21 protein-coding genes are annotated in these 21,991 nt (G+C 64.3%); 8 read left to right on the forward strand and 13 right to left on the reverse strand.

Translation table 11 applies throughout. The annotated features are described in order from the left end of the window. The first annotated feature begins 219 nt into the window (after window positions 1-219). Window positions 220-1,197: a tripartite tricarboxylate transporter substrate binding protein gene (locus X566_RS01915; protein WP_034463034.1), complete on the forward strand. Its 978-nt coding sequence runs from the start codon at window positions 220-222 to the stop codon at window positions 1,195-1,197. A gap of 66 nt (window positions 1,198-1,263) precedes the next feature. After that, window positions 1,264-1,521 (forward strand): GlsB/YeaQ/YmgE family stress response membrane protein, encoded by a 258-nt coding sequence (locus X566_RS01920; RefSeq protein WP_034463036.1) that lies wholly within the window; start codon window positions 1,264-1,266, stop codon window positions 1,519-1,521. Between the two features lie 193 nt (window positions 1,522-1,714). On the opposite strand, the gene X566_RS01925 is transcribed toward X566_RS01920, so the two are convergent. Both X566_RS01925 and X566_RS01930 read right to left on the reverse strand, forming a co-directional pair. After that, window positions 1,715-2,500 (reverse strand): 3-hydroxybutyrate dehydrogenase, encoded by a 786-nt coding sequence (locus X566_RS01925; protein ID WP_034463038.1) that lies wholly within the window; start codon window positions 2,498-2,500, stop codon window positions 1,715-1,717. A 163-nt stretch (window positions 2,501-2,663) separates the two neighbouring features. Continuing rightward, window positions 2,664-3,413 (reverse strand): IclR family transcriptional regulator, encoded by a 750-nt coding sequence (locus X566_RS01930; protein WP_034463039.1) that lies wholly within the window; start codon window positions 3,411-3,413, stop codon window positions 2,664-2,666. A 309-nt stretch (window positions 3,414-3,722) separates the two neighbouring features. Here X566_RS01930 and X566_RS01935 point away from each other — a divergent pair, with 309 nt between their 5' ends. After that, window positions 3,723-4,463, forward strand: a complete 741-nt coding sequence (locus X566_RS01935; RefSeq protein WP_034463040.1) for an IclR family transcriptional regulator — start codon at window positions 3,723-3,725, stop codon at window positions 4,461-4,463. A gap of 11 nt (window positions 4,464-4,474) precedes the next feature. On the opposite strand, the gene X566_RS01940 is transcribed toward X566_RS01935, so the two are convergent. Further along, on the reverse strand, window positions 4,475-5,221 hold the full coding sequence (locus X566_RS01940) for an SDR family NAD(P)-dependent oxidoreductase (RefSeq protein ID WP_034463042.1): 747 nt from the start codon (window positions 5,219-5,221) through the stop codon (window positions 4,475-4,477). Between the two features lie 162 nt (window positions 5,222-5,383). Between X566_RS01940 and X566_RS01945 the strand changes: the two genes are divergently transcribed. The 3 genes from X566_RS01945 to rnk all read left to right on the forward strand — a co-directional run bounded on the left by X566_RS01945 (window position 5,384) and on the right by rnk (window position 8,339). Beyond that, window positions 5,384-6,340: a tripartite tricarboxylate transporter substrate binding protein gene (locus tag X566_RS01945; RefSeq protein ID WP_034463043.1), complete on the forward strand. Its 957-nt coding sequence runs from the start codon at window positions 5,384-5,386 to the stop codon at window positions 6,338-6,340. A 295-nt stretch (window positions 6,341-6,635) separates the two neighbouring features. Beyond that, on the forward strand, window positions 6,636-7,547 hold the full coding sequence (locus X566_RS01950; RefSeq protein WP_034463044.1) for a CHAD domain-containing protein: 912 nt from the start codon (window positions 6,636-6,638) through the stop codon (window positions 7,545-7,547). Window positions 7,548-7,922: 375 nt separating this feature from the next. Further along, window positions 7,923-8,339, forward strand: a complete 417-nt coding sequence (rnk, locus tag X566_RS01955) for a nucleoside diphosphate kinase regulator (protein WP_034467587.1) — start codon at window positions 7,923-7,925, stop codon at window positions 8,337-8,339. Window positions 8,340-8,413: 74 nt separating this feature from the next. On the opposite strand, the gene X566_RS01960 is transcribed toward rnk, so the two are convergent. The 3 genes from X566_RS01960 to X566_RS01970 all read right to left on the reverse strand — a co-directional run bounded on the left by X566_RS01960 (window position 8,414) and on the right by X566_RS01970 (window position 11,917). Continuing rightward, a complete protein-coding gene (locus X566_RS01960; RefSeq protein ID WP_051443804.1) occupies window positions 8,414-8,899 on the reverse strand; it encodes a cupin domain-containing protein in 486 nt (161 codons plus the stop codon). 153 nt (window positions 8,900-9,052) lie between these two features. After that, the gene (locus X566_RS01965) at window positions 9,053-10,972 is read right to left on the reverse strand and encodes an alkyl/aryl-sulfatase (protein ID WP_034463045.1); all 1,920 of its coding nucleotides are present in this window, start codon (window positions 10,970-10,972) and stop codon (window positions 9,053-9,055) included. Window positions 10,973-11,077: 105 nt separating this feature from the next. Then, window positions 11,078-11,917: a TauD/TfdA family dioxygenase gene (locus tag X566_RS01970; RefSeq protein ID WP_051443805.1), complete on the reverse strand. Its 840-nt coding sequence runs from the start codon at window positions 11,915-11,917 to the stop codon at window positions 11,078-11,080. 198 nt (window positions 11,918-12,115) lie between these two features. On the opposite strand from X566_RS01970, the gene X566_RS01975 reads away from it, so the two are divergent. Beyond that, window positions 12,116-12,661, forward strand: a complete 546-nt coding sequence (locus X566_RS01975) for a TetR/AcrR family transcriptional regulator (RefSeq protein WP_275451022.1) — start codon at window positions 12,116-12,118, stop codon at window positions 12,659-12,661. A gap of 78 nt (window positions 12,662-12,739) precedes the next feature. Here the strand turns inward: X566_RS01975 and X566_RS01980 are convergent, their stop codons facing one another. After that, window positions 12,740-13,894, reverse strand: coding sequence for a TAXI family TRAP transporter solute-binding subunit (locus X566_RS01980; RefSeq protein ID WP_034463049.1), 1,155 nt, complete (start codon window positions 13,892-13,894; stop codon window positions 12,740-12,742). 175 nt (window positions 13,895-14,069) lie between these two features. After that, window positions 14,070-16,472 carry a transketolase gene (locus X566_RS01985; RefSeq protein WP_051443806.1) on the reverse strand — a complete coding sequence of 801 codons (2,403 nt, stop codon included), beginning with the start codon at window positions 16,470-16,472 and terminating at the stop codon, window positions 14,070-14,072. A gap of 167 nt (window positions 16,473-16,639) precedes the next feature. Between X566_RS01985 and X566_RS01990 the strand changes: the two genes are divergently transcribed. Continuing rightward, complete coding sequence (locus tag X566_RS01990; protein WP_034463051.1) at window positions 16,640-17,104, forward strand: Lrp/AsnC family transcriptional regulator; 465 nt, start codon at window positions 16,640-16,642, stop codon at window positions 17,102-17,104. Here X566_RS01990 and X566_RS01995 read toward each other — a convergent pair whose 3' ends face one another. The 5 genes from X566_RS01995 to X566_RS02015 form a co-directional block, all read right to left on the reverse strand. Further along, on the reverse strand, window positions 17,105-18,691 hold the full coding sequence (locus tag X566_RS01995; RefSeq protein ID WP_034463053.1) for an AMP-binding protein: 1,587 nt from the start codon (window positions 18,689-18,691) through the stop codon (window positions 17,105-17,107). It abuts the gene before it with no gap. Window positions 18,692-18,749: 58 nt separating this feature from the next. Then, entirely contained in the window at window positions 18,750-19,493 is a 744-nt protein-coding gene (locus X566_RS02000) for an SDR family NAD(P)-dependent oxidoreductase (protein ID WP_034463055.1), read from the reverse strand. 219 nt (window positions 19,494-19,712) lie between these two features. After that, window positions 19,713-20,096: a cytochrome c family protein gene (locus X566_RS02005; RefSeq protein ID WP_034467597.1), complete on the reverse strand. Its 384-nt coding sequence runs from the start codon at window positions 20,094-20,096 to the stop codon at window positions 19,713-19,715. A 220-nt stretch (window positions 20,097-20,316) separates the two neighbouring features. Beyond that, window positions 20,317-21,594 carry an NAD(P)/FAD-dependent oxidoreductase gene (locus X566_RS02010; protein WP_034463057.1) on the reverse strand — a complete coding sequence of 426 codons (1,278 nt, stop codon included), beginning with the start codon at window positions 21,592-21,594 and terminating at the stop codon, window positions 20,317-20,319. A gap of 69 nt (window positions 21,595-21,663) precedes the next feature. Further along, window positions 21,664-21,984 (reverse strand): c-type cytochrome, encoded by a 321-nt coding sequence (locus X566_RS02015; protein ID WP_034463059.1) that lies wholly within the window; start codon window positions 21,982-21,984, stop codon window positions 21,664-21,666. Between the last annotated feature and the right edge of the window lie 7 nt (window positions 21,985-21,991).

The following is a 21,991-nucleotide window of genomic DNA, read 5'->3' on the forward strand; positions in this document are numbered from 1 at the left end:
CGCAGCCGTCAACGCAACGCCTGATGAGTGCATCGATGCCCGACTCTAGCGGTTCGCTGCCGCCAGGCACAGGTACAACCAGAAAAGTGCGGGATGGCCGCTCGCCACGACCGGTTTTGTATTTGAGAATACACAACCGGCCTTCACAGCCGCCCGTGCCGCCGCACGAAACGACAACGATCGACAAGAGCGGCCGAACACCAGCGAGGGGAGCAAGCGATGATCAGACAGGTGAAATCGCAACTGGCTTTGGCAGCGATCCTATCGGCGATTATCGCCGGAGCGGCGAGCGCCCAGGACATCTATCCGAACCGGCCCATCAAGATGATCGTGTCCTACGCCGCGGGCGGCACCACCGACACGATGGCGCGCGTGACCGCGCAGAAGATGAGCGAGATTCTCGGCCAGCCGATCGTGATCGAGAACAAACCCGGTGCAGGCACCATCATCGCCGCGGAAGCCGCCGCCAACGCACCGGCCGACGGCTACACGCTGCTGATGACCGCAACGACGACGCTGTCGGTCAATCCCGCGACCTACCGGAAGCTGCCCTACAAGCCTGAAGATTTCGCGCCGATCTCGCTGATCGGCAAAATGGCCTACACCTTCGGAGTCAGCCACACCGTGCCGATCAACGATCTCAAGGAGTTCGTCGCCTACGCGAAGGCGCGCCCCGGCCAGCTCAACTACGGCACGGTCGGCCTCGGCGGCTCGACGCACATCTTCACCAAGCTGGTGGAGGACTCGCTCGGCGTGCAGATGCAGGACGTCGTCTACAAGGGATCGGGCACCGCCCTGACCGATCTGTTCGCCGGAAACATCCAGGTCTATGCCGACGGCGTCATCAACTCGCTGCCATACTATCAGGACAAGAAGATGAAGGTGGTGGCGATCTCGAGTGAGGAGCGGCTGGCGGCGGCGCCCGAAGTGCCGACCTTTGTCGAGCTCGGATATCCCGATGTCGTGCTCTATTCCTATTACGGCGTGATGGCGCCGGCGAAAACGCCGAAGCCGATCATCGACAAGCTGAACGCGGCGATGGTGAAGGCGCTGGCGATGCCCGACCTGCAGGAGCGCATCCGGCAGAACGGCGCCGTGCCGGAATCCACCACGCCGGAGGGCTTCCGCACAATCATCGCCGACTATCTCAAGGCCTATGGCGACATCGCCCGCCGGCATAACTTCAATCTGGAATAAACCCAGAGACTGGAACCGTTGCCGCGGATCGCCGTTATCCCGCCATCATTGACGGGAGGCGCAAGCATGGAAGACGCACAGATCGGTTGGATCGCGGCGATCATCATCGGCGGTTTCGCCGGCTGGTTCGCTAGCATGTTCATGGAGAGCAATACGGGCGTGCTGATGAACGTCATCCTCGGCATCGTCGGAGCCGCGGTCGCAAGCTTCCTGTTCGGACTCCTTGGCGTCAGCTTCGGCGGCTGGCTCGGCTATCTGGTGGCGGGATTCGTCGGCGCGTGCATTCTGATTGGCGCAACGCGCGCGATCAGAGGCACAGCATAGAAGCGGCATCGATCAAGCCCGCAGCCATTCGGCCTCTGAAGCGAGAGGCCGAATGGCTGTGGCGTTTCATGTCACCATTTAGATTTAAGATCTTGAGCGGATTTGACGCGCAGTATCGCGGTGCGCCCTCTCACGCAGGCCGGCACTCCACCTGAGCGACACCGTAGCGGCAACAACACGTTCACAGGCGCCGCTACCGCGCCGTCCAGCCACCATCGACCGACCACGCCGCGCCACGGATTTCCGAGGCACTGCTGCTGCACAGAAACGCCACCACCTCCGCCACCTGCTCCGGCTGTAGCGCCTTGCCGGCGGGCATCACATACGACACATGCTTGGCTTCCGCAGCCTCAAGCGAAATCCCTTCCCTTGCGGACGTCTCCTGGATCGCCTTCTTGATATGCGGCGAGGCGACGAACCCGGGACAGACGGCGTTGCAGGTGATCGCCGAGTTCGCGGTCTCCATTGCCACCGCCTTGGTCAGCCCGACCAAACCGAATTTCGAGGCGATGTAGGACGAGCGATCGACACCGCCCACCAGCCCGTAGGCCGAAGAGATGTTGACGATCCGACCCCAGTTGCGGGCCCGCATCTGCGGCAGCACCGTGCGGATGGTGTGGAACGCGGCCGACAGGTTGACGGCCAGCACCGCATCCCATCGCTCCGGCGGATGGCTCTCGATCGGTGCACCGTGGATCGTTCCCGCGTTGTTGATCAGGATGTCGATGCCACCGAGCGCGGCCGTCGCCGCCTCGATCAGATGCACGGCCTCGTCCGCCCGCTCCAGGTTGGCATCGATATGAACCACCCGCACGCCAGCTTCCGCTTCCAGCGATGCGCGAAAGCGCTCGGTCTTCACCGGATCGCCTAGTCCATGGATGACGATCTGCGCCTTTTCCCGCGCCAGCGCCCGCGCGATGGCGCGGCCGATGCCGCCGGTCGAACCGGTGACGAGCGCTGTCCTGCCCTGCAAACTCATGCGTGTCCTCTGTTTGTCATGTGAGCCTTGCTGCGGCTCGCCTTGGTCTTGTCATGTGACAACAGCCGACCCTATGCATCGCAACGAACGCGGTCAACACGCCCTCTCATGCGCAAATCGGATGCCGCGTGCGCCGTGGATGGCGGTCGTCAGTTGCCGGTCGTCAGCGGGATTTGCGTTGCGAGGACGCGATGCAGCCGTTGCGACGGGAAATCTCGGCTGCGCCCTTGACCACGAGCTGCAGAAACTCCTGCTTGCGCGGCTCGTAGCGGAAAGCGGGACAGGACAGACTGATCGAATAGCGCACACGGCCGTCGGGATCGGAGATCGGCGCCGCCACCGCGACATTGCCGAGCGTCACCTCGCCATGGGTGATGGCATAACCGCGGTCGCGGATCTGCTGCAGCTCGGCGCGCAGCTTGGTCTTGTTGATCTTGCGCTTGCGGCTGAGATTGTCCAGCGCCTTGGCGATCTCGGCACGCGGCAGATAGGCCAGCAGCACCTTGGTACTGGCGCCGACGCCGAGCGGTGCCCGATCGCCGGGCCGCATGACGCTGACCAGGCGGGAGGACGAATCCACCGCATCGATGCAGACGCGATCGAAGCCGTCGACCATGTTCAGCGCGATGGTCTCGTCGGTCTGGCGCGCGAGCTTCTGCATCGTTTCGTGCGCCACCTCGCGGATGCTGAGCGTGCCGCGCACCTGGCCTGCCAGATGCAGCACCTTCAGCGACAGGCAATAGTCCTGGTTGCTGAGGCGCACGAGGTAGCCCAGATCGACCAGGCAATTGATCAGCCGGTACGTCGTCGGCTTCGACAGCCGAATACGGGTGGCGATCAGATGCAGCGGCATGCTGGGTTCGGTCTGCGTGAACGCCTCCAGCACCGACATCGCTCGCTCGATGGTACGCATGGCCCTCCGCCACTCCCGCCTCGCACCGACGGTTTCAAACGCCGGGCGCGAAAAGCCGACCTGCTAAACGATTTTACGCCTCAACGATAGGGCGCATGGAAAAATTTATGCCAGACAACAGGATAGATGCGCCGGCGGCATCACTGCAACGCGACCTTGGCCGCATGGCGCGCAAGCGGACTCGTCCGATCGTTCGCCGGCAGCCGCACGATGGAAGCGATTTCATTCTGCGAAATGGACTTTACGATCGTTTTTCCGCGATGCTAGACTCATCGGAACACGAAGGGCGAACGAAGCCTGAGGGAGGTCATGCCAGTTTATCCCGTCAAATCGGCCGAGCGAGTGATCCAGATCCTGGAGCTGTTCCGGGCGGTTCGTCAGCCGTTACGGCTGAACACCATCGCCAGCGATCTTGATTGGCCGATCCCGAGCACGGTGGCCCTGCTGAAGACGCTGGTCGGCATGGGCTATTTGATCTTCTCGACCAAGGAACGCACCTACTTCCCCTCCCCCCACCTCGCATCGCTCGGCAATTGGGTCGAGCCGGCATTCTTCGAAGATAGCCACGCGATGGAGATCGCCGAGCGCCTGTGCGAACAGACCACCGAACATGTGGTGCTGTCGGTGCACAGCGGGCTGCATGTGCAGCACGTCAAGGTGCTGCACGGCATCGACGATGCACGTTACGGCACCCGCGACGGCAGCATGCGGCTGGTGGTGCGGACCAGCCCCGGCCTCGTCCTGCTCGGCGCGATGCCGATGCAGGCGGTCGATCGCATCTGCCGCCAGATCAACATCAAGTACCGCAACAAGACCGAACGGATCGACCCCGACCAGTTTTCGAAGACCATCGCCAGCGTCAAGCGGCAGGGCTTCTCGTCGTTGTACGGCGTACCGCACATCGAGGGAGCGATGCTGTCGATGCTGCTGCCGCCGACCCGCTCCGGCCAACGGATCGCCGTCTCGGTCGGCGGCCGCAAGGAGCGCATCAAGCAGAATCGCGACCGGCTGCTGCAGACGATGGCGGACGTGATTGCGGCGGCTGTATAGCGGGCAGACCTTCACACGCCGACGTAAACGCCGCCGTTGGCGTGAATGACCTGGCCCTGCACGAACGCCGCATCGTCCTGCAACAGGAACTCCACCACCGAGGCATAGTCGCTGTCGCGACTGGCGCGGCCTGACGGATTGGCCTGCGCGGCCTGCTCGACGCGCTTGCGTGCCGTCTCCTCGCTGCCGCTCATCTTCGCGACCGACGTCGTGTGCACGAGACCCGGCGCCACCGCATTGATGCGGATGCCGAGCGGCGCGAGCTCCGGCACGAGATAGCGGATGATGCTTTCGGCCAGCGCCTTGCCGTTGCCGAGCGCGGCGTAGTTGGGACGCGCCGTGCGCGCACCGGCAGACGAAATGAAAACGATGCTGCTGCCGCGGCCGATCAGCGGCATCGCCTTCTGCACCAGATATAGCAGCGACAGGCCGTTGGTCTGCATCGCCCGCGTGAACTTCTCCAGGTCGGCATCCAGCATGCCGGTCGGATAGACCATCGCCGCACTATGCACGATATGTTGCAGGCCGATGCCCAATGCGCCGATCCGGCGCATCAGATCGGCACAGCCTTCGATGCTGCCGACATCGGTGCGGATCGTCACAACCGTCGCGCCCTTGGCTTCACAGCGCGCCTTGGCTTCGGCCGCAGCCTGCTCATCGCTCTGGAAGGCCAACACCAGATTGCGGCCGGGCTGCGCAAGTCGCTCGGCGATGGCAAGCCCGATGCCCTTGGTACCACCGGTGACGAGAACGGTCATGGATTTCCCCCTGCTTTGGTTGCCGAGTGTAGCTGGACAGCGTCAGCAGTCCTGCCCGATGTCATTATTTCTTATCGGAAATCTCCGCGGCGGTCGCAGCGTTTTGCGCCAGCGCAGCATAAAGTCCCGACCCAACAAGAAATGGCCACGGGAGAAGGGGCGATGAAGCGAACCGCAGCAGCCTTAATCTGTCTGCTACCACTCGTCTTGAACGGCGGGGCGAGCGCCCAGGACTATCCCACGCGGCCGATCACATGGATCGTACCGTTCGCGGCCGGCGGCTCGACCGACAACAATGCGCGCATCATGGCGCGGGCGCTGAAGGACAAGCTCGGCCAGCCGGTCATCGTCGAGAACAGGCCGGGCGCGGGCAGCATCGTCGGCGCAGAGGCCGCCGTGAACGCGAAGCCCGACGGCTATACGTTTCTCTACGGCTCCAACACCAATCTCGTGAACTACGATTACCTGTTCAAGAAGCGGTCGTACGATCCGCAGAAGGCGCTGCTGCCGTTTCATGGTCTGCTGATCCTGCCGCCGACCCTGGTGGCGCGGGCGGATGCGCCGTTCAGGACGCTGCCCTATGCAAAACAGAATCCGGGCAAGGTGAACATCGCCTCACCCGGGCAGAACTCGGCGCCGCATCTCGTCGCCGAACTGTTCATGAGCGAAGCCGGCATCAGGATGACCCATGTGCCCTACAAGGGCGCAGGCCCAGCGCTGACCGACCTGCTCGCCGGTGTCGTCGACGTGATCTTCGACTTTCCCGTGACGGTGCAGCCGCAGATCGAGGCCGGCAAGCTGCGGCTGCTCGCCGTTCCCGGCGCGAAGCGGCTGAGCAACGTGCCGGACGTGCCGACCTTCGCCGAACTCGGCTATCCAGGCGTCAACTTCGGCACCTGGGCGGTGATGGCCTTACCCGCCGGCACGCCGCAGCCGATCGTTGACAAGCTGAGCCTCGCGTTCGGCCAGGCGATGCAGGACCCGGACGTGATCAAGTATTTCGACGATCAGGGGGCCACGCTGATCCCGTTCACCAAGGACAAGCTCGCCGACTTTCTCAGCTCCGAGCGCGTGAAGATGAAGGAGATCGTCACGCGCGCAGGGATCGAGCCCGAGTAAGCGGTCGCACGCTCCGCAGCGGCGTTGCCGATCCCAGCGGTATCGATGTCTGGCAGCTCCCCTCCCAGGGACTGCCACATTGCCGCATGCGACCGCAGCAACGCTGGCCGAACCGACCAGCGCGTCAAGGTGGCAGTCAGGTTGGCGTAAGTGTTCCGCGCGCGCGGGGACGCTCATCGCATCCACCGTCGGGACACATGACGGCACATGGCCGGACCACGAGAAAGTGCCTCGACACGGCTGTCGCGTCTGTGCTTTCGCTTGAGGCCAGCACCACACTGGACGGCAGTCAGATATGGCCGGCGCAGAAGCAGTCCGTCGCACGCAGAAACGCACCGCGGCCGGCCGTGCGCCGCGCGCGTCCAGAACCGATCGCGCTGAACAGGCGCCCGCACGCCTCAGCTGCGCCGATGCGCTGCACGCCATGGCGCGCCAATGCCTCACCGCCATCAAACGGCAACAGGCGGCCGCCAGCCGTGGCGATGCGGACGCGCTGCACGAGATGCGGGTCGCGCTGACGCGCCTGCGCACGGCGATCCGATTCGTCGCGCCCGTGATCGAGACCCCCGCGATCCGGCAGCTCAAACGCGAAGCCAGCTGGCTGAACGGCAAACTGGGTGCCGCGCGCGATCTCGACGTCGCCTTGCGACGGGAGCAGCAGCCCAAGCAGGCTGGCTCCGAACGAGTGAGACGCTGGGTCGCCGAACGCCAGCGCCGCTATCTGCAGGTGCAGCGGACGTTGCGAGGCAAGCGTTACCGCCGCTTCCTGGATATGCTCGCTGCATCAATGGACACCGCCAAGAGCACCAACACCGCCGACACCGTCAGCGGCTTTTCCACCGACCGCCTGCGCCAATGGCAGACCACGTTGCGGCGCAAGGGTCGCAAACTGAACAGGCTCGGACCCAAGCAGCGCCACAAGCTCCGGATCCGCGGCAAACGCTTCCGCTATGCGCTCGAATGGTCACTGACATGGGCAACACCCGCGCAGGCGCGTGCGCGCAAGGCGCTGCTGGCCGACGCCAAGACGGTTCAGGAAACGCTCGGCAAGCTCAACGACGCTTGTGAGCATCGCGCGGTGGCCAAGCTGCGCGGTCTGAAACCGCTGCGCGGCATGGACAAGCTCGAACGGCCGAAGATTCGCAAACGGCTGCTTGCGTCCGCCGCGCAGGCATTGAAGGAACTCGGCCGTGGCGAACTGACCTGATCCGGCTGCGGCCTTTTGTTTCACGCTAGCCGCACGTTCCTGTTCCGTCCGGCTGCTTGACAAAGCGGGAAAACAATCCATCTTTAAGTCCATGAGCAACACGCACGCCTTCTTTTTCCGGCTTCACCCGATCGCGGAATCGTAGCCCCGAGCTCGGCCTTTTGCGCCCCGAGCTCAGGGGACGCATCCATAGCGGCGATCCGCCGCGGCTGCTCACCAAGGCGCTTTCAAACCGGCATCACCAAAGTTCTTCGTTGGGTTCTTCGCTTGAAGACCCGCACGCCATCGGCCGAGGGCCTTGCCTGAAGCCACCTGCGCGAGAGTGACACAGTCGCTCCGCGGATTTCGTTGTTCGAGGAGGTCACAAGCGTCACCATGAGCAATCTGCAGTACGGGCCCAAGCCCAAGATCGTCGTTAGCGACAGCGACCACACCCGCCTCGTCAGTCTCGCGACGGCGGCGCAAGAGCGTTTGCCCGAAGTCGCCGAGGAGTTGCTGACGGAGATGGAGCGTGCGGATGTCGTCGCCGCCGATGCCGTGCCCGCGAACGTGGTGCGGATGGGATCGACGGTGACGTTCCGCGCCGACGGCAACCAGGAGCGGCACGTGACACTGGTGTTCCCCGCCGACGCCGACATCGACAAGGGCAGGGTCTCGATCATGACCCCGATCGGCACGGCGCTGATTGGATTGTCGCCGGGACAGTCGATCACCTGGACGGCTCGCGATGGTCGCGCGCACGAACTGACCGTGCTCGACGTGGCAACGTCGCGCGCGCCCAATCATGCCTGACGGCAAGTGTTGCAGGTCAGGAGGAGCGGCGTAACGGCAGCTCCTCCTTGCATGCGTCGCCGGCAATCCCTCCGCTAAGCTTCGTCCGAAGGTGTCGCCTTGCGCCGACGCGCGATGTCCTCATGCAGATGCGTGACCGGCCGCGTCAGATCAGGCGTCGGATCTCCAGCCTGCAGGGGCACGCCGACCTGACGGAAGAAGGTCTCGAGGCCGCCATCGCCGCCAGGCGCCAGCATGCCCAAAATCTTGCCCGGCCGGTTCGAATGATTGCTGTAGGCGTGACGGACATGCGGCGGCACGCTGAGGAACGCGCCCTTGCCGCAGACCGTTGCCTCCGCCGGGTCACCGATCCAGAACGTGAACTCGCCTTCGACGATGTAGAAGACCTCGGCCTCCGGATGCTGATGCGGCTCGACGCTGGCCGCGGGAGGCAGCACGGTTTCGATGAAGGCGAAATGGCCGTCGGTTTCAGCCGACGTTGCCTTGAACGTCATCAGCCCGACCTTGAACAGGATCTGCTCGCCCTCGCCGTCCGCACGGACAACCGCTTTCCACGCCATTGCCAGCCTCCACCTTGCAGACCGACGGTAGCAGACTCGTCTCGGTTCGCGAATGACAAGCGGTGATGCGCCTTGTCCGGCGGGGAACAATCAAGACCCCGCGCGGGTGTCGCACGGGGCCTTGAATGAAGCCTTGCTTGCTCCCGCCTGCGGCTATGGCTCGACGATCGCAAACGCAACTTCGAACGTATCGAGCAGCGCCAGCAATTCTTTCAGCTTCGCCGCATCGCCCGCGACCTTGATCGCACCGTCGGCGATCTGCTGATTGAAGGTGGTCTCCATCAGCGTGATCGAATCCAGCACCTTGCGCGTCAGCGTGATCGTCGCCTGCGCCTGATCCGACTGCTGGCCGGAACGATGGGTGAGCGCCGCGTTCTCCAGGTTCAGCACATAGTCCTGCTTGACGTCGGTGAAGCGCCAGTTCAGCACGATGTGCTTGCCCTCCGCCTTCGGGCCGTTCAGACGCACGCCCCAGAAGTCGAAATAGGAATCCAGTGGCATCGCCCGCAGCGCTTCCGGCGCGACCGAACTGCGGGACAGCGACTTCGGCGCGCCCTGACGCAGCTCCTGCGCGCCGCAGAGATAAGCGTTGCGCCAGGTCGCCGCTTCCGCCTCGTAGGCGAGCTGTTCGTAGACATCCGCCGCAAATGCCCGCGCCTCCTGATTGGTCGGGTCGGCGAACACGACATGCTTCATCACCTCCGCGACCCAGCGATAGTTGCCCTGCTTGAAATCCTCGCGCGCCTTGGCCATCGCCGCGTCCGCGCCGCCCATATAGGCGACGTAGTTCTTCGCCGCATCGACCGGCGGCAGCGGATCGAGATTGGCCGGGATCGCATCGTACCAGCCGAGATAGCGCTGATAGACCGCCTTCGCATTGTGCCGCAGCGTGCCGTAGTAGCCGCGGGCGTGCCACGAACAGCAGATGCTCTGCGGCAGCGCGATGGTTTCGGCGATTTCCGCCGGCGTATAGCCGAGATTGGCGAGCCGCAGCGTCTGGTCATGCACGAACTTGTAGAGGTCGCGCTGGATCTTCAGGTAATCGATGATGCGCGGCGCATCCCACACCGGCCAGTGATGCTGGCCGATCAGCGCATCCGACTGCGCGCCGAATTTCTCCAGCGCCACGTCGATATAGTGCGACCACGCCCGCGAGTCGCGCACCACCGAGCCGCGGAACGGCAGCAGGTTGTGGAAGTTATGCACCGTGTTCTCTGCCATGTTGAGCACGCGGAACTTCGGATAGTACATGTGGAATTCGGCCGGCGCCTCGCTGTCCGGCGCCATCAGGAAGACGATCTCGACGCCGTCGATCACCCGTGTTTCCATATCGCGGCTGATGTAGTCGGTCGGCGGGATCAGTGTGATCGCACCGGTCGAGGAGGTCTTGCCGAGCCCGGCATCCACCTGCCCGCGCTCGCCCTTCGGCAGCGAGCGGCCGAACTGGTAGTAGGCCCGGCGCGACATCGCAGGCCCAGCAAGGATGTTCTCATCGGCAATCGCTTCCAGGAAGCCTTCCGGCGCGATCACCGTCGCCTTGCCGGCATCGACCTCCTCCTGGCTGATGACGCCCTTCACGCCGCCCCAGTGGTCGGTGTGCGAATGGGTGTAGATCACGCCGAGCACCGGCCGCTTCGAGCGATGCTTGAAGTAAAGCTCGAGCCCGGCGCGCGCGACCTGCATCGTCACCAGCGGATCGACGATGATGAGCCCGGTGTCGCCCTCGATGATCGTCATGTTGGAAAGATCGAAGCCGCGGATCTGACAGACGCCCGGCACCACCTCATAGAGGCCGTGCCGCATATTGAGCTGCGCCTGCCGCCACAAGCTGGGATTGACCGTGTCCGCGGCCTTGTCGCTGTTCAGGAACGCATAGTCCTTCAAGCTCCACACCACGCGGCCGTCGTTCGCCTTGATCTCGGCATCAGGCAAGGTGGCGATGAAGCCGCGCTCCGCATCCTCGAAATCCTGCCGGTCCTTGAATGGCAGCGTATCGAGCAGCTTGGCGTTTCGCGCCAGGACGGCGGGCTGGGCGGCTTTCGGGGCAAACAGGTCGGAAAGGGTCTTGGTCATGGGTGTAAGCCAAAGTTGGAGAGGTGAGGACTGAAGCAAAAACCGCCTGCATGCCGCTCGAGCATGCAGGCGCAGGTGAAGGACCGCCGATCGCGGCCGGAGAGATCAGGACAGCTTGCTGCCCGCGACCGTGATGCGATGCATTAGCCGGTCGTGACCGTGATAGTCGTTCGCCGCATAGTGCCAGGTGCAGCGGTTGTCCCAGAACGCGATCGAGCCGGACTGCCAGCGGAAACGGCAGGTGAACTCCGGCCGGATCGCGTGACGATAGAGATAGTCGAGCAGCGGCTTGCTTTCCTCGACCGTCCACCCCTCGAACCGGGTGGTGAAGCCGGAATTGACGTACAGCGCCTTCTTGCCGCTCTCTGGATGGGTGATCACCACCGGATGCGACACCTCGCCGACGGCAAGATGTTCATTGCGCTTCGGCCGCTCGGCGTTGCGGCGTATCGCATTGGCGCCGAACACATGCTCGGCGGAATGGATTGCGCGCAGGCCGAACAAGGTCTGCTTCAGGCCGTCGGACAGCGTCTCGTAGGCGAGATACATGTTGGAGAACAGCGTGTCGCCGCCTTCGTCCGGCACCTCGCGCGCCAGCAGGATCGAGCCCATCGCCGGTTCGGCATCGTAGCTGTGATCGGTATGCCAGCCGCCGCCGATATTGGTCTTCTGCTCCTTCTCCTTGCGCACCTCGGCGATCTCCGGATAGCCCGGCACCGGCACGAAAAACTTGTTGACGTCGATCGGCCCCCAACGGCGGGCGAATGCGATGTGCTGTTCCGGCGTCAGTTCTTGATCGCGAAAGAAGATCACGCCATGGTCGAAGAACACTTGGCGAAGCTCATCCCACTGCCGATTGCTGAGATCCTTCGCCAGATTGAGGCCCTGCACCTCGGCCCCGCAACCGCCGGTGAGTTTGCGAACAGTGATCGTTTCATACGCCATGGACCGCTCCTCTCCTTCTGCTTCTGCTCTTTTGCCTTGCTGGTCAGTTCAATCAGGGCTGGCGGTGTCGCCATCGCCGATATATGAATATGAACTCGCATTCGAATTTGAGTCAAGGCCGTGAAGCACGCCGAAGCTGATCTTTCCGACGTTCTGCCGGCCAAGCAGGCGCGCAGCCGGGCGACCCGCGATGCCTTAGTGCGCGCGGGAAAAAAACTATGCGAGATCAAGGATTTCGATGAACTCTCGGTGGCCGAGATCGCCGCTGCCGCGGGCTGTTCGGTCGGCTCGTTCTACAGCCGCTTCACCGACAAGGACGGATTTTTCCGCGCCCTTGTCGGCGATGCCGCCGAGCGCGACAAGACCGCAACGCCCCCTCCTCCTGCCGACCCGAAGCAGCCGATCGACGACATCCTGGCCGAGGTCGTGGCCGCCACGCTCGCCAGCTATCGCAAGCGCCGCGGGCTGATCCGCGCCACGATTCGCCGCAGCATGACCGAACCGGCGCTCTGGGAGCCCTCACGAAAGCGCGGCCAGGAGATCGCCAACCGCCTGGTCGCGCGGCTCGCGCACACCGCCCCCGGCGATCCGCACCTGGAGCGCCGGGTGCGCTTCGCTTTCCAGATGCTCTACGGGACGCTGAACAACGCGGTGCTGATCGCGCCGGGGCCGCTGCAGCTCGAAGACGAAGCGCTGGAAGGCGAACTGCTGCGCGCCTTCCGCCTGATGATCCTCACGCGCTGAGCGCAACGCCGCGAAACCGTGCCGCCGCGATGCGACGGCATGGCCACGACAGCTTGCGATCCGTTCGGCTTCAACCCGTCAGAACGTGTCGAGCAAGCTCGCCTTCGACAGCGCCGCCTTGCGCGCCTTCATCCATTCGTCGGTGAACTTGGTCGGATCGGACGGCGTTTCAGTCTTGATGAAATCCGCCCAGGCGGTCTGCAGCACCTGCTGCCGCTTATAGAGCTCGTTGTTGTGCTTCTCCTGATCGTCGCTCCAGGCGCCAGCCTCCTTGAGCGCCTTCACCGCGCCCTTGTGCAGCGGCACCGACCAGTTCTTGGTCTGCAGCTTCACAGCCATGCCGAGCGCTCCCGGAGCGTTGTCCTTGTAGCCGTCATAGCCGTCGATCATCGCCTTGGTGATCATATAGACGTCGGCTTCCGGCTGATGCGCATAGACGGTGTAGATCGGATACGGGTAGGCGCCCATCTGCACGGTCTTGTCCTTGCTGATACCCGCCCCGCAGGTCGCCGTGTGCTGGGTGAAGAACGGCCCCACCCGCTTCACCCGGTCCCAGCCGGCCTTGTCGCCGTGGGGCAGCGGCGGCCAGGTGATGCCACGCGGCGACGTCTCCAGCTCCTTGCCCGCGCCGGTGATGGTGGAGCCGAAAACCGCATCGACGTCGTTGTTGATGATGCCCTTCCACATGGCGTTGTTGCTGGCGAACTCGACGATCTTGACATCCTTCGGGCTTAGATCGGCGAAGGCGAGGACCGCCATCGCATTCTGGTTCAACGCCGGCGAGCCGACCACGAAGCCGACGCGCTTGCCCCTCAGATCGGCGACCGTCTTGACGCCGGCATCGCCGGCTACCGCCAGCGACAGGCCGTTGCAATCGACCGTAGACAGCGTGATCTGCACCGCCTGCGGGCCCCACTCCTTGGTCGCGAACTCGAACACGCCTTCCTGCGCGAAGTAGACGCCCGCACCCATGCCGGCCATCGCCGCGCGGCCGGTGCGGATCGGCTGCAGACGCGCCACGTCGTTGCCCGCGGGCAGCACGCGCATGTCGGTGCCGTACTTGTCCTTGACCATCTTGCCGATGGCGACGGTGATGTTGAAACCGGACGTACCGGTGTCATAGGCCGTCATGGTCAACGTCGCCGGCAATTTGACCTGCGCGACAGCCGCGGATGTCATGATCGCCGTTCCGGCCAACGCAATCGACGCACGCTTGATGATCGAACCGACCATTCATTCCTCCCCATTTGATCGCTGATGCGGCGCTCGGCGCGAAACGTCCGGCCGGCGTCGTCGTATCGCCCGCTTCGATGTCGGGCTTGGCCTTGTGGCCTTATGGGGTGGAGCGTAGTCGGACGGTCCAGCCGAACACAAGCGGTTCGTCGTGGTTACAAAGTCGCACGCAACGTCAGACCGCCACCTTGCGATGGCGCGTGCGGCGACCCGGATTGAGCTGCTCGGCGGCCTCGATGATCGCGTTGGCGTCGAGATCGTACACCGCATAGAGATCGTCGATGGCGCCGGTCTGGCCGAAGCGATCGACGCCCAGTGCCTCCACGCGATGGCCATGCACGCTGCCGAGCCAGCCGAGCGCGGCCGCATGGCCATCGACGACGGTGATGATGTTGCAGCTGCGCGGCAACACCGACAGCAGTCGTTCGGCGTGGCTCATCCTTGGCGTGCGCTCGCGACGTCGCTGCCGCCGCGCCACCTGCCAGCCGCCGTGCAGCCGGTCCGCCGACGTCACCGCCAGCAGGCCGATGTCGCGCATGTCCTCGCCGAGCAGGCCGGTCGCCTCGATCGCTTCCGGCGCGAGCGCGCCGCTATAGGCGATCACCAGTTCGCAATTCGGCCCCGGCTTGCGCAGCCAGTAGGCGCCGGCGACGATGTCGCGGGCCAGCTCCGGCGTCATGATCCGCTGCGGCTGATCGATCATGCGCGTGGACATGCGCAGATAGACCGAACCGCCGTCCTCCTCGCCATCCTTGGTGTCCTTGGCGTCCCGCTGCATGTAATCGAAGCCCCAGCGCATGATCGCCGCCAGCTCATCGACAAAGGCGGGCTCGAACGAGGCCAGCCCCGGCTGCGCCATGCCGATCAAGGGCGTGGCGATCGACTGATGCGCTCCACCCTCGGGCGCCAGCGTGATGCCGGATGGCGTCGCCGCCACCATGAAGCGGGCGTCCTGGTAGCAGGCATAGTTCAGCGCATCGAGGCCGCGCTGGATGAACGGATCGTACAGCGTGCCGACTGGCAGCAGCCGCACGCCATTAATCGCATGCGACAACCCCAAGGCCGACAGCAGGATGAACAGGTTCATCTCGGCGATGCCAAGCTCGATATGCTGACCCGCAGGCGAGAAATCCCAGGCGAAGGTCGACGGGATCTTCTCCTTGCGAAACAGGTCCGCCTTCTCGGCGGTGGCGAACAGATGCCGCCGGTTGACCCAGGCGCCGAGATTGGTGGAGACGGTCACGTCCGGCGAGGTGGTGACGATGCGGTCGGCAAGCGCACTGTCGCCGCGGGCGAGGTCGTTCAGGATCAGGCCAAAACCTTGCTGGGTGGACATGCGCGGCGCGGCGGCGAAGCTCAGCCGCTCCGGCACGGCGATAGGCTCGTCGGACAGACGCCGGCTGCGGCCTTGCGCGAACGGCACCTGATCGAGGAAGCGCTGCAAGACTTCCGCATCGATCGCCATGCCCTCGAACCTGTCCCACTCATGGCCCGGACGGATGTTCTGCGCAGCGCGCCAGGTCTCCATCTGCGCCACCGTCATCAGGCCGGCGTGGTTGTCCTTGTGGCCCTGGAACGGCAGGCCGACACCCTTGATGGTGTAGGCGATGAAGCAGACGGGGCGATCGTGATCAATGGCGTTGAACGCCTCGACCATGCTCGCCATGTCGTGGCCGCCGAGATTGGACATCAACGCCAGCAGCTCCGCGTCGCTGCGCCGGTCGATCAAGCTTGTGACAACGCCCTGATCGCCAATCTCGTCGTGCAGGCGCTTGCGGAACGCTGCGCCGCCTTGGAAACACAGTGCCGCATAGAGCTGGTTGGGGCAGGAATCGATCCAGCGCCGCAGCGCTTCGCCGCCGGGCTCGGCGAACGCCGCCTGCATCAACTTGCCGTATTTGACGATGACCACATCCCAGCCGAAGTTGCGGAACATCGCTTCGAATTTTTCCCACAAACCTTCGCGCACCACGGCGTCGAGGCTCTGGCGATTGTAGTCCACCACCCACCAGGTGTTGCGCAGGCCCTGCTTCCAGCCCTCCAGCAGCGCCTCGAAGATGTTGCCCTCGTCCATTTCCGCATCGCCAACCAGCGCGATCATGCGGCCTTCGCGGCGGCCGCCGAGCCAGCCATGCGCCTTCACGTAATCCTGCACCAGCGAGGAGAACAGCGTCTGCGCCACGCCGAGCCCGACCGAGCCGGTGGAGAAATCCACATCGTCGGTGTCCTTGGTGCGCGAAGGATAGGACTGCGCGCCGCCCAGGCCGCGAAAGTTCTCCAGCTTCTCGCGCGTCTGCTGGCCCAGCAGATATTGGATCGCGTGGAACACCGGGCTCGCATGCGGCTTCACCGCCACGCGGTCCTCCGGCCTCAGCACCGAGAAGTACAGCGCGCTCATGATGGTCGCGAGCGATGCGGACGAAGCCTGGTGGCCGCCGACCTTCAACCCATCGACATTCGGCCGCACATGGTTGGCATGATGGATCGTCCAGGACGACAGCCAGAGCACCTTGCGCGCCAGCGCGGACAGGATCGCGGTGTTCGGCGATATCTCGTTGTTCGACGATGGAGCGGGCATCGCAATCCCCTTTGCGCCGCACCGTTTTCATGCGCGCGGCTTTTCTGCGACCGATGCCCGCCATGCTACGCGCCCGCGCGCCCGACGATTTCTCAAATTCTTCTTCAAATTCGGATGATGTTGAAAGATAATCCGAGAGAGAGCAATATTCTTAGGAAAAATCGTTAATGGCCGCCGACCTCGATCCCATCGACCGGAAAATCCTCGCGATTCTCCAGAAGGACGGCCGCACCACCATGCAGGAGCTGGCGGAGCGGGTTGGCCTGTCGCTTTCGCCATGCCATCGCCGCGTGCGATTGATGGAGCAGCGCGGCATCATCAACCGCTATGCGGCGATGGTCGATCAGAAGGCGCTCGGCCTGCATGTCAGCGTCTTCATTTCGATCAAGCTGGCGCGACAGAAGGAGGAAGACCTGAAGCGGTTCGAGAAGGCGATTTCCGGCTGGGACGAAGTGCTGGAGTGTTACCTGATGACCGGCAATCGCGACTACCTGCTGCGCGTCGTCGCCGCCGATCTCGCCGCTTACGAAAAATTCCTCAAGAGCAAGCTGACGCGGCTCGACGGCATCGCCTCGATCGAGTCGAGCTTCGCGCTTGCCCAAGTGAAGTATTCGATCGCGCTGCCGGTGTAGCTATCCGAGCATTCTGCGCAGCTCGGCCTTTGCCACCTTTTCCAGCGTCGAACGCGGCAGTTCGTCCACCAGCCGCACCTCGCGCGGCACCTTGAAGTCGGCGAGCCCGGACCGGCAGGCTGCGAGAATGTCATCCGGCAACGTCGGCGGCGCTTTGGCGACACCCACCTGCGGGATGACGAACACCACCGGCACCTCGTCTAGCATCGGGTGCTTCTTCGCCACCACCGCAGCCTCCCGCACCCCCGCCACCGTGATCACCACCTGCTCGATCTCGGACGCGGCGACGTTCTCGCCGCCGACCTTCAGCATATCCTTGGCGCGATCGCCGAAGCGGAAGAAGCCGCCTTCCAGCAGTCGGACGCGATCGCCGGTGATGAAATAGCCGTGCTCGTCGTAGCTCTCCGCCGTCGCCGCCTCGTTATGCAGATACGCCTTGAACAACGACAGGCCGGGCGTGCCGAGGATGCGCAGGTTGCCGGTCTCGCCGACCGGCGTCGGCCTGCCGTCATCATCGACGACGCGGATTCGGTATTCAGGCGCGGCGCGACCGATGGCGAGCGGCGTGTTCGGCTGATGCACCTCGCCGATGATGCCGTGGGTGATGGTCTCGGTCATGCCCCACCAGCCGATGGTCTTGACGCCGAACAGCGCATCGGTCGGCGGCTCGCAGATCGCGTTGCCCCAGAGACGGAAATGATGGGTCTTCGGGATCTCGCGCTCCATCAGCGCCTTGACGCAGAACTGCACGATCGAGGCCCAGGTGCAGCGATGCTCCAGGGCCGCGCTCCAGAAGCGGCTGGCGGAGAAGCGCGGCTGCACCACGGCGGTCGCGCCGGCCCACAGCGTCGCCAGCATCGAATACGCCAGCGCATTGGTATGAAACAACGGCAGCTGGATGTGGTGAACGTCGTCGGGACGCAGATCCTGATGCACCGCATTGATCTTCGCGCCCCACAGTGCATTGGCGTGAGTCCACAGCACCGCCTTCGGCCGCGAGGTGGTGCCGGAGGTGTATTGCACGCTGCACGAGGCATACGGATCGGCGGGACGGCGCGGCCGGTCGGCGCTGTCGGCGAACAGCGCTTCGAACGCCTCGCTCTTCGGCGGCTGATACCCTTGCGCAGGCGCGGAGCCTGCATCATGCGCGATCACCGCGAGCCAACGTAGACCGCGGCAATGGGTGGCGATGGTTTCCGCGTAAGCTGGCTGGGTGATGGCGGCGACCGCGCTGCAATGGCCGGCGAAGTACTCCATCTCCGCCGGCGCCGAGCGGGTGTTGGTGGTGACGGCGATGGCACCGAGCTCGACGCAGGCGAACCAAGCGAGCAGCATCTCGATGCAATTGTCGAGATGGATCAGAACGCACTCACTCGGCTTGACGCCGCGTCGCGCAAGGCCCGCAGCCAGCGCACCGACGCGGTCGTGGAATTCGCCATAGGTCCACGGCCGCGAGGGCGCGTCGAACGGCGCCCAGATCAGAAACCGATGATCACGCCGCGTCGCGGCCCGCAGCCGCAACAGCCATGGCACATCAAGTCCAGCGAACGGACCGACATGGCCCGCGACATCGGTTCTGACTGGCACGCGCTCCCCCCACACTATTTTCTATATCGTAGCGCGGGCGCCGGGCGGAAACGAAGCCTTAAATTGACGCGCCGCCGTCGATCGCAAGCTCCGCACCGGTCATGTAGGCGCTCTGGCTCGACAGCAGGAACACGGCGAGATTGGCCACCTCGTCCGGCTGGCCCATGCGGCGCAGCGGCACCTGGCGCAGGCGCTTCTCGGCCTCCTCCGGGGTGCGCGTGCTCAGCATATCGGTTTCGATCGGCCCCGGATGGATCGAGTTGACGCGGATGTTATGGCGGCCAAGCTCGCGCGCCGCAGCCTTGCTCATGCCGCGCACCGCCCACTTGCTTGCGGTGTAGGCCATCGCCCCCGGCAGGCCGCGCAGACCCGCGGTCGAGGACACGTTGACGATCGAGCCGCCGCCATTGGCCGCCATCGCCGGCACCACGGCCTGCATGCCGAGGAAGGTGCCGATCTGGTTGATGCGGACGACGTTCTCGAACGTGGCGAGGTCCGTCTCCAGCAGCGTGCGTGACTGAAACACGCCGGCATTGTTGATCAGTCCGGTCAGCTTGCCGCGCGAGACGGCAAGCTCGACCGCGCGCTTCCAGTCGGCTTCCACCGTCACGTCGAGGCGCGTGAAGACGCAGGCCTCGCCGAGCTCCGCCTGCAATGCACGGCCTTCATTCTCCAGGATATCGCCGACAATCACGGTGGCGCCGCTCTTGACCAGCAAACGGGCCTCGGCCGCGCCCATGCCGCGCGCGCCGCCCGAAACGATCGCGACGCCCGATACGCCGGCCTGTACTGAAGCAGTCATTGATATTCCTTTGGCTTGTTCTTGTGTGATTTTGTTGTGTCGGCCCGTCCGGCTCGCAAGCTGCACCGGCGGGCGCGGACACCATGTTGACTGCCGCGCGCCGATGCAAGCCCTACCCCCGAAAGCCCACGCAAAAGCAAGCCCGCGTCCGCACGGGCGCGAACGCGGGCAAGGCAACAGGAAATCAAAGGTGATCGCGCCGCCGACAGCCCGACCGCGTTACTTCTTGCCGTCGGCCTTGAACTGCTTCAGGAAGGCGGTGAGATCCTTGATCTCCTGCTCGTTCTTGATGCCGGCGAACACCATCTTGGTGCCGGGGATCTTCGAGCGTGGATCCTTGATGTAGTCGGCGAACGTCGCCTCGTCCCAGGTGATCCCGGAGTTCTTGTTCGCATCCGTGTAGGTGAAGCCTTCGATCGTTCCCGCCTTGCGGCCGAACAATCCGTTCAATACCGGACCGACGCCATTCCGCGCGGTCTCACCCACTTGATGACAGGCGCGACACTTGTTGAACGACTTTTCGCCAGCGGCGACATCCTGAGCCTGGGCGGCTCCGGTGATGGCCAACACGCTGAGCAGGGTAAGGGCAGAACGAACAAGCATCACGTCAGTCTCCAGGAAGTGTCGATCGATCATGCCCCAATTCGCCGAACCGGACCATGATCCCACGCTCAAGTTTCGTGCACGATCTTGTCAGAAGACAGGCCGTGCACGAGGCCGATCATCCGAGAGCGCTTGGTCCTTATAGAAGTGGCCGGCGCGCTGTGTCCTGTTGTATCTGCCTCTCGACCTGCCCGAAAACCGCCCCTCTTCGCGCCGATGCCTAGCTGAACATGTCCGCCGAAATCGCCGCGTACCAGCTCATGTTCTCGGCCTGCGCCTGCTTGCGGACCTCCGCCGTCTCGCCGGTCTGCGACACGAAGGTCGACGACGCGGCGATCTTGCCGTCCTTCGGCTCGTAGGCGCCGCCGACCTTCACGCAGTCGTCGGTCTCGATCAGACTCCAGCAGGTGTTGCTGTAGCGCGCCGGGAAAGTGCGCGAGGCGACGAGTTCGCCACGGATGATCATCGCCGCGACCTTCGCCTGACTGTTCGCCGAGAACGCCGACTTCGGCATGTCGCCGGCGATGCAGGCATCGCCCAGCACATGAATGCTCGGATCGGAGGCCGCCTTCATGGTGGCCGGATCGATCGGGCAGTAGCCACTGGCATTGGCGAGACCGGCGTCGCGGGCGATCGCGCCCGCCATCTGCGCCGGGATGACGTTGACCAGTGCCGCGTTCTTGTAGGTCTCGAAACCGGTCGTCACCGTGTTGGTCGCCGGATCGACCGACTTCAGCCCGTCATGCACCTTCGGGCCGAGCCACTCGACCATCGTGCCGTAGTGTTTCTCCCAGCCCTCCTGGAACAGAGCCTGCTTGGAGAAGCTCTCCTTCGGATCGATCACGAAGATCTTGCAGCGGTCCTTGCCCGCAGCCTTCAGCACATGCGCCATCATCGACACGCGCTCGTAGGGTCCCGGCGGGCAGCGATAGGGATTGGGCGGGGCGACCATGACGATGACGCCGCCGTTCGGCACCTCCTCCAGCCGCTTGCGCAGCAGCAGCGTCTGCGCGCCGGGCTTCCAGGCATGCGGCATTTTCTCCTCGGCTGCCTGCGACCAGCCGGGCACCGAATCGTATTTCAGGTCAATGCCGGGCGAGACGACGAGACGGTCGTAAGGTAGCCGCGCGCCGCCTGCGAGTACGACCTCCTTCTTGTCGCGGTCGATGGCGGTGGCGCGGTCGCGCTTGACGTCGATGCCATGGTTCTTCGCCAGCGCTGCATAATCGTGGACGATCGACGCGTAGTCGCGGTAGCCGCCGAGATAGAGATTGGAGTGGAAGCAGGTCTGATACTTTTCATTCGGCTCGATCAGGGTGACGGCGATCGCGCCCGCGCTGTCCTTGGCGATGTACTTCGCTGCCGTCGCACCGCCCGCGCCGCCGCCGATCACCACGACCCTCGGCTTCGCCTGGCCGAGCACCGCCGGAACGCCGAACATCATCGCGCCGCCAAATGCCGCGCCTCCGCGCAAAAGCTGCCGACGATTGAGACCCATGCCACCCTCCCCCTGGAATTTTCAAAAGTACACCGGACCGGCCTCATCCGGCCGGCCACCACCCGATAATCATTGCGCGCGCGGCAGCCCGCCGAAGTAGCTCGCCAGCGCCGCGATATCATCGGCGCTGAGATGGCCAGCAACGGTCTGCATCACCGGATTGTCGCGCTGCTTCTGCTTGTAGGCATTCATCAGCGCGACAAACTGATCCTCCGGCAAGCCAGCGATCGGCGGCACGCCGCCGCTCGCGCTGCCCGAGGCCTGGTGGCATGTAACACACTCCTCCGAGAGATATTTTCCAAGTTCCACATCGCCCGCGAAAGCATTGCCATGAGCGAAGGCCGCGAACGCGATCCCCATCGTCACCGCACCGGCAAGCCACCGCGTCATTGTCACC

Source organism: Afipia sp. P52-10, from assembly GCF_000516555.1.
Taxonomy (GTDB): Bacteria; Pseudomonadota; Alphaproteobacteria; order Rhizobiales; family Xanthobacteraceae; genus P52-10.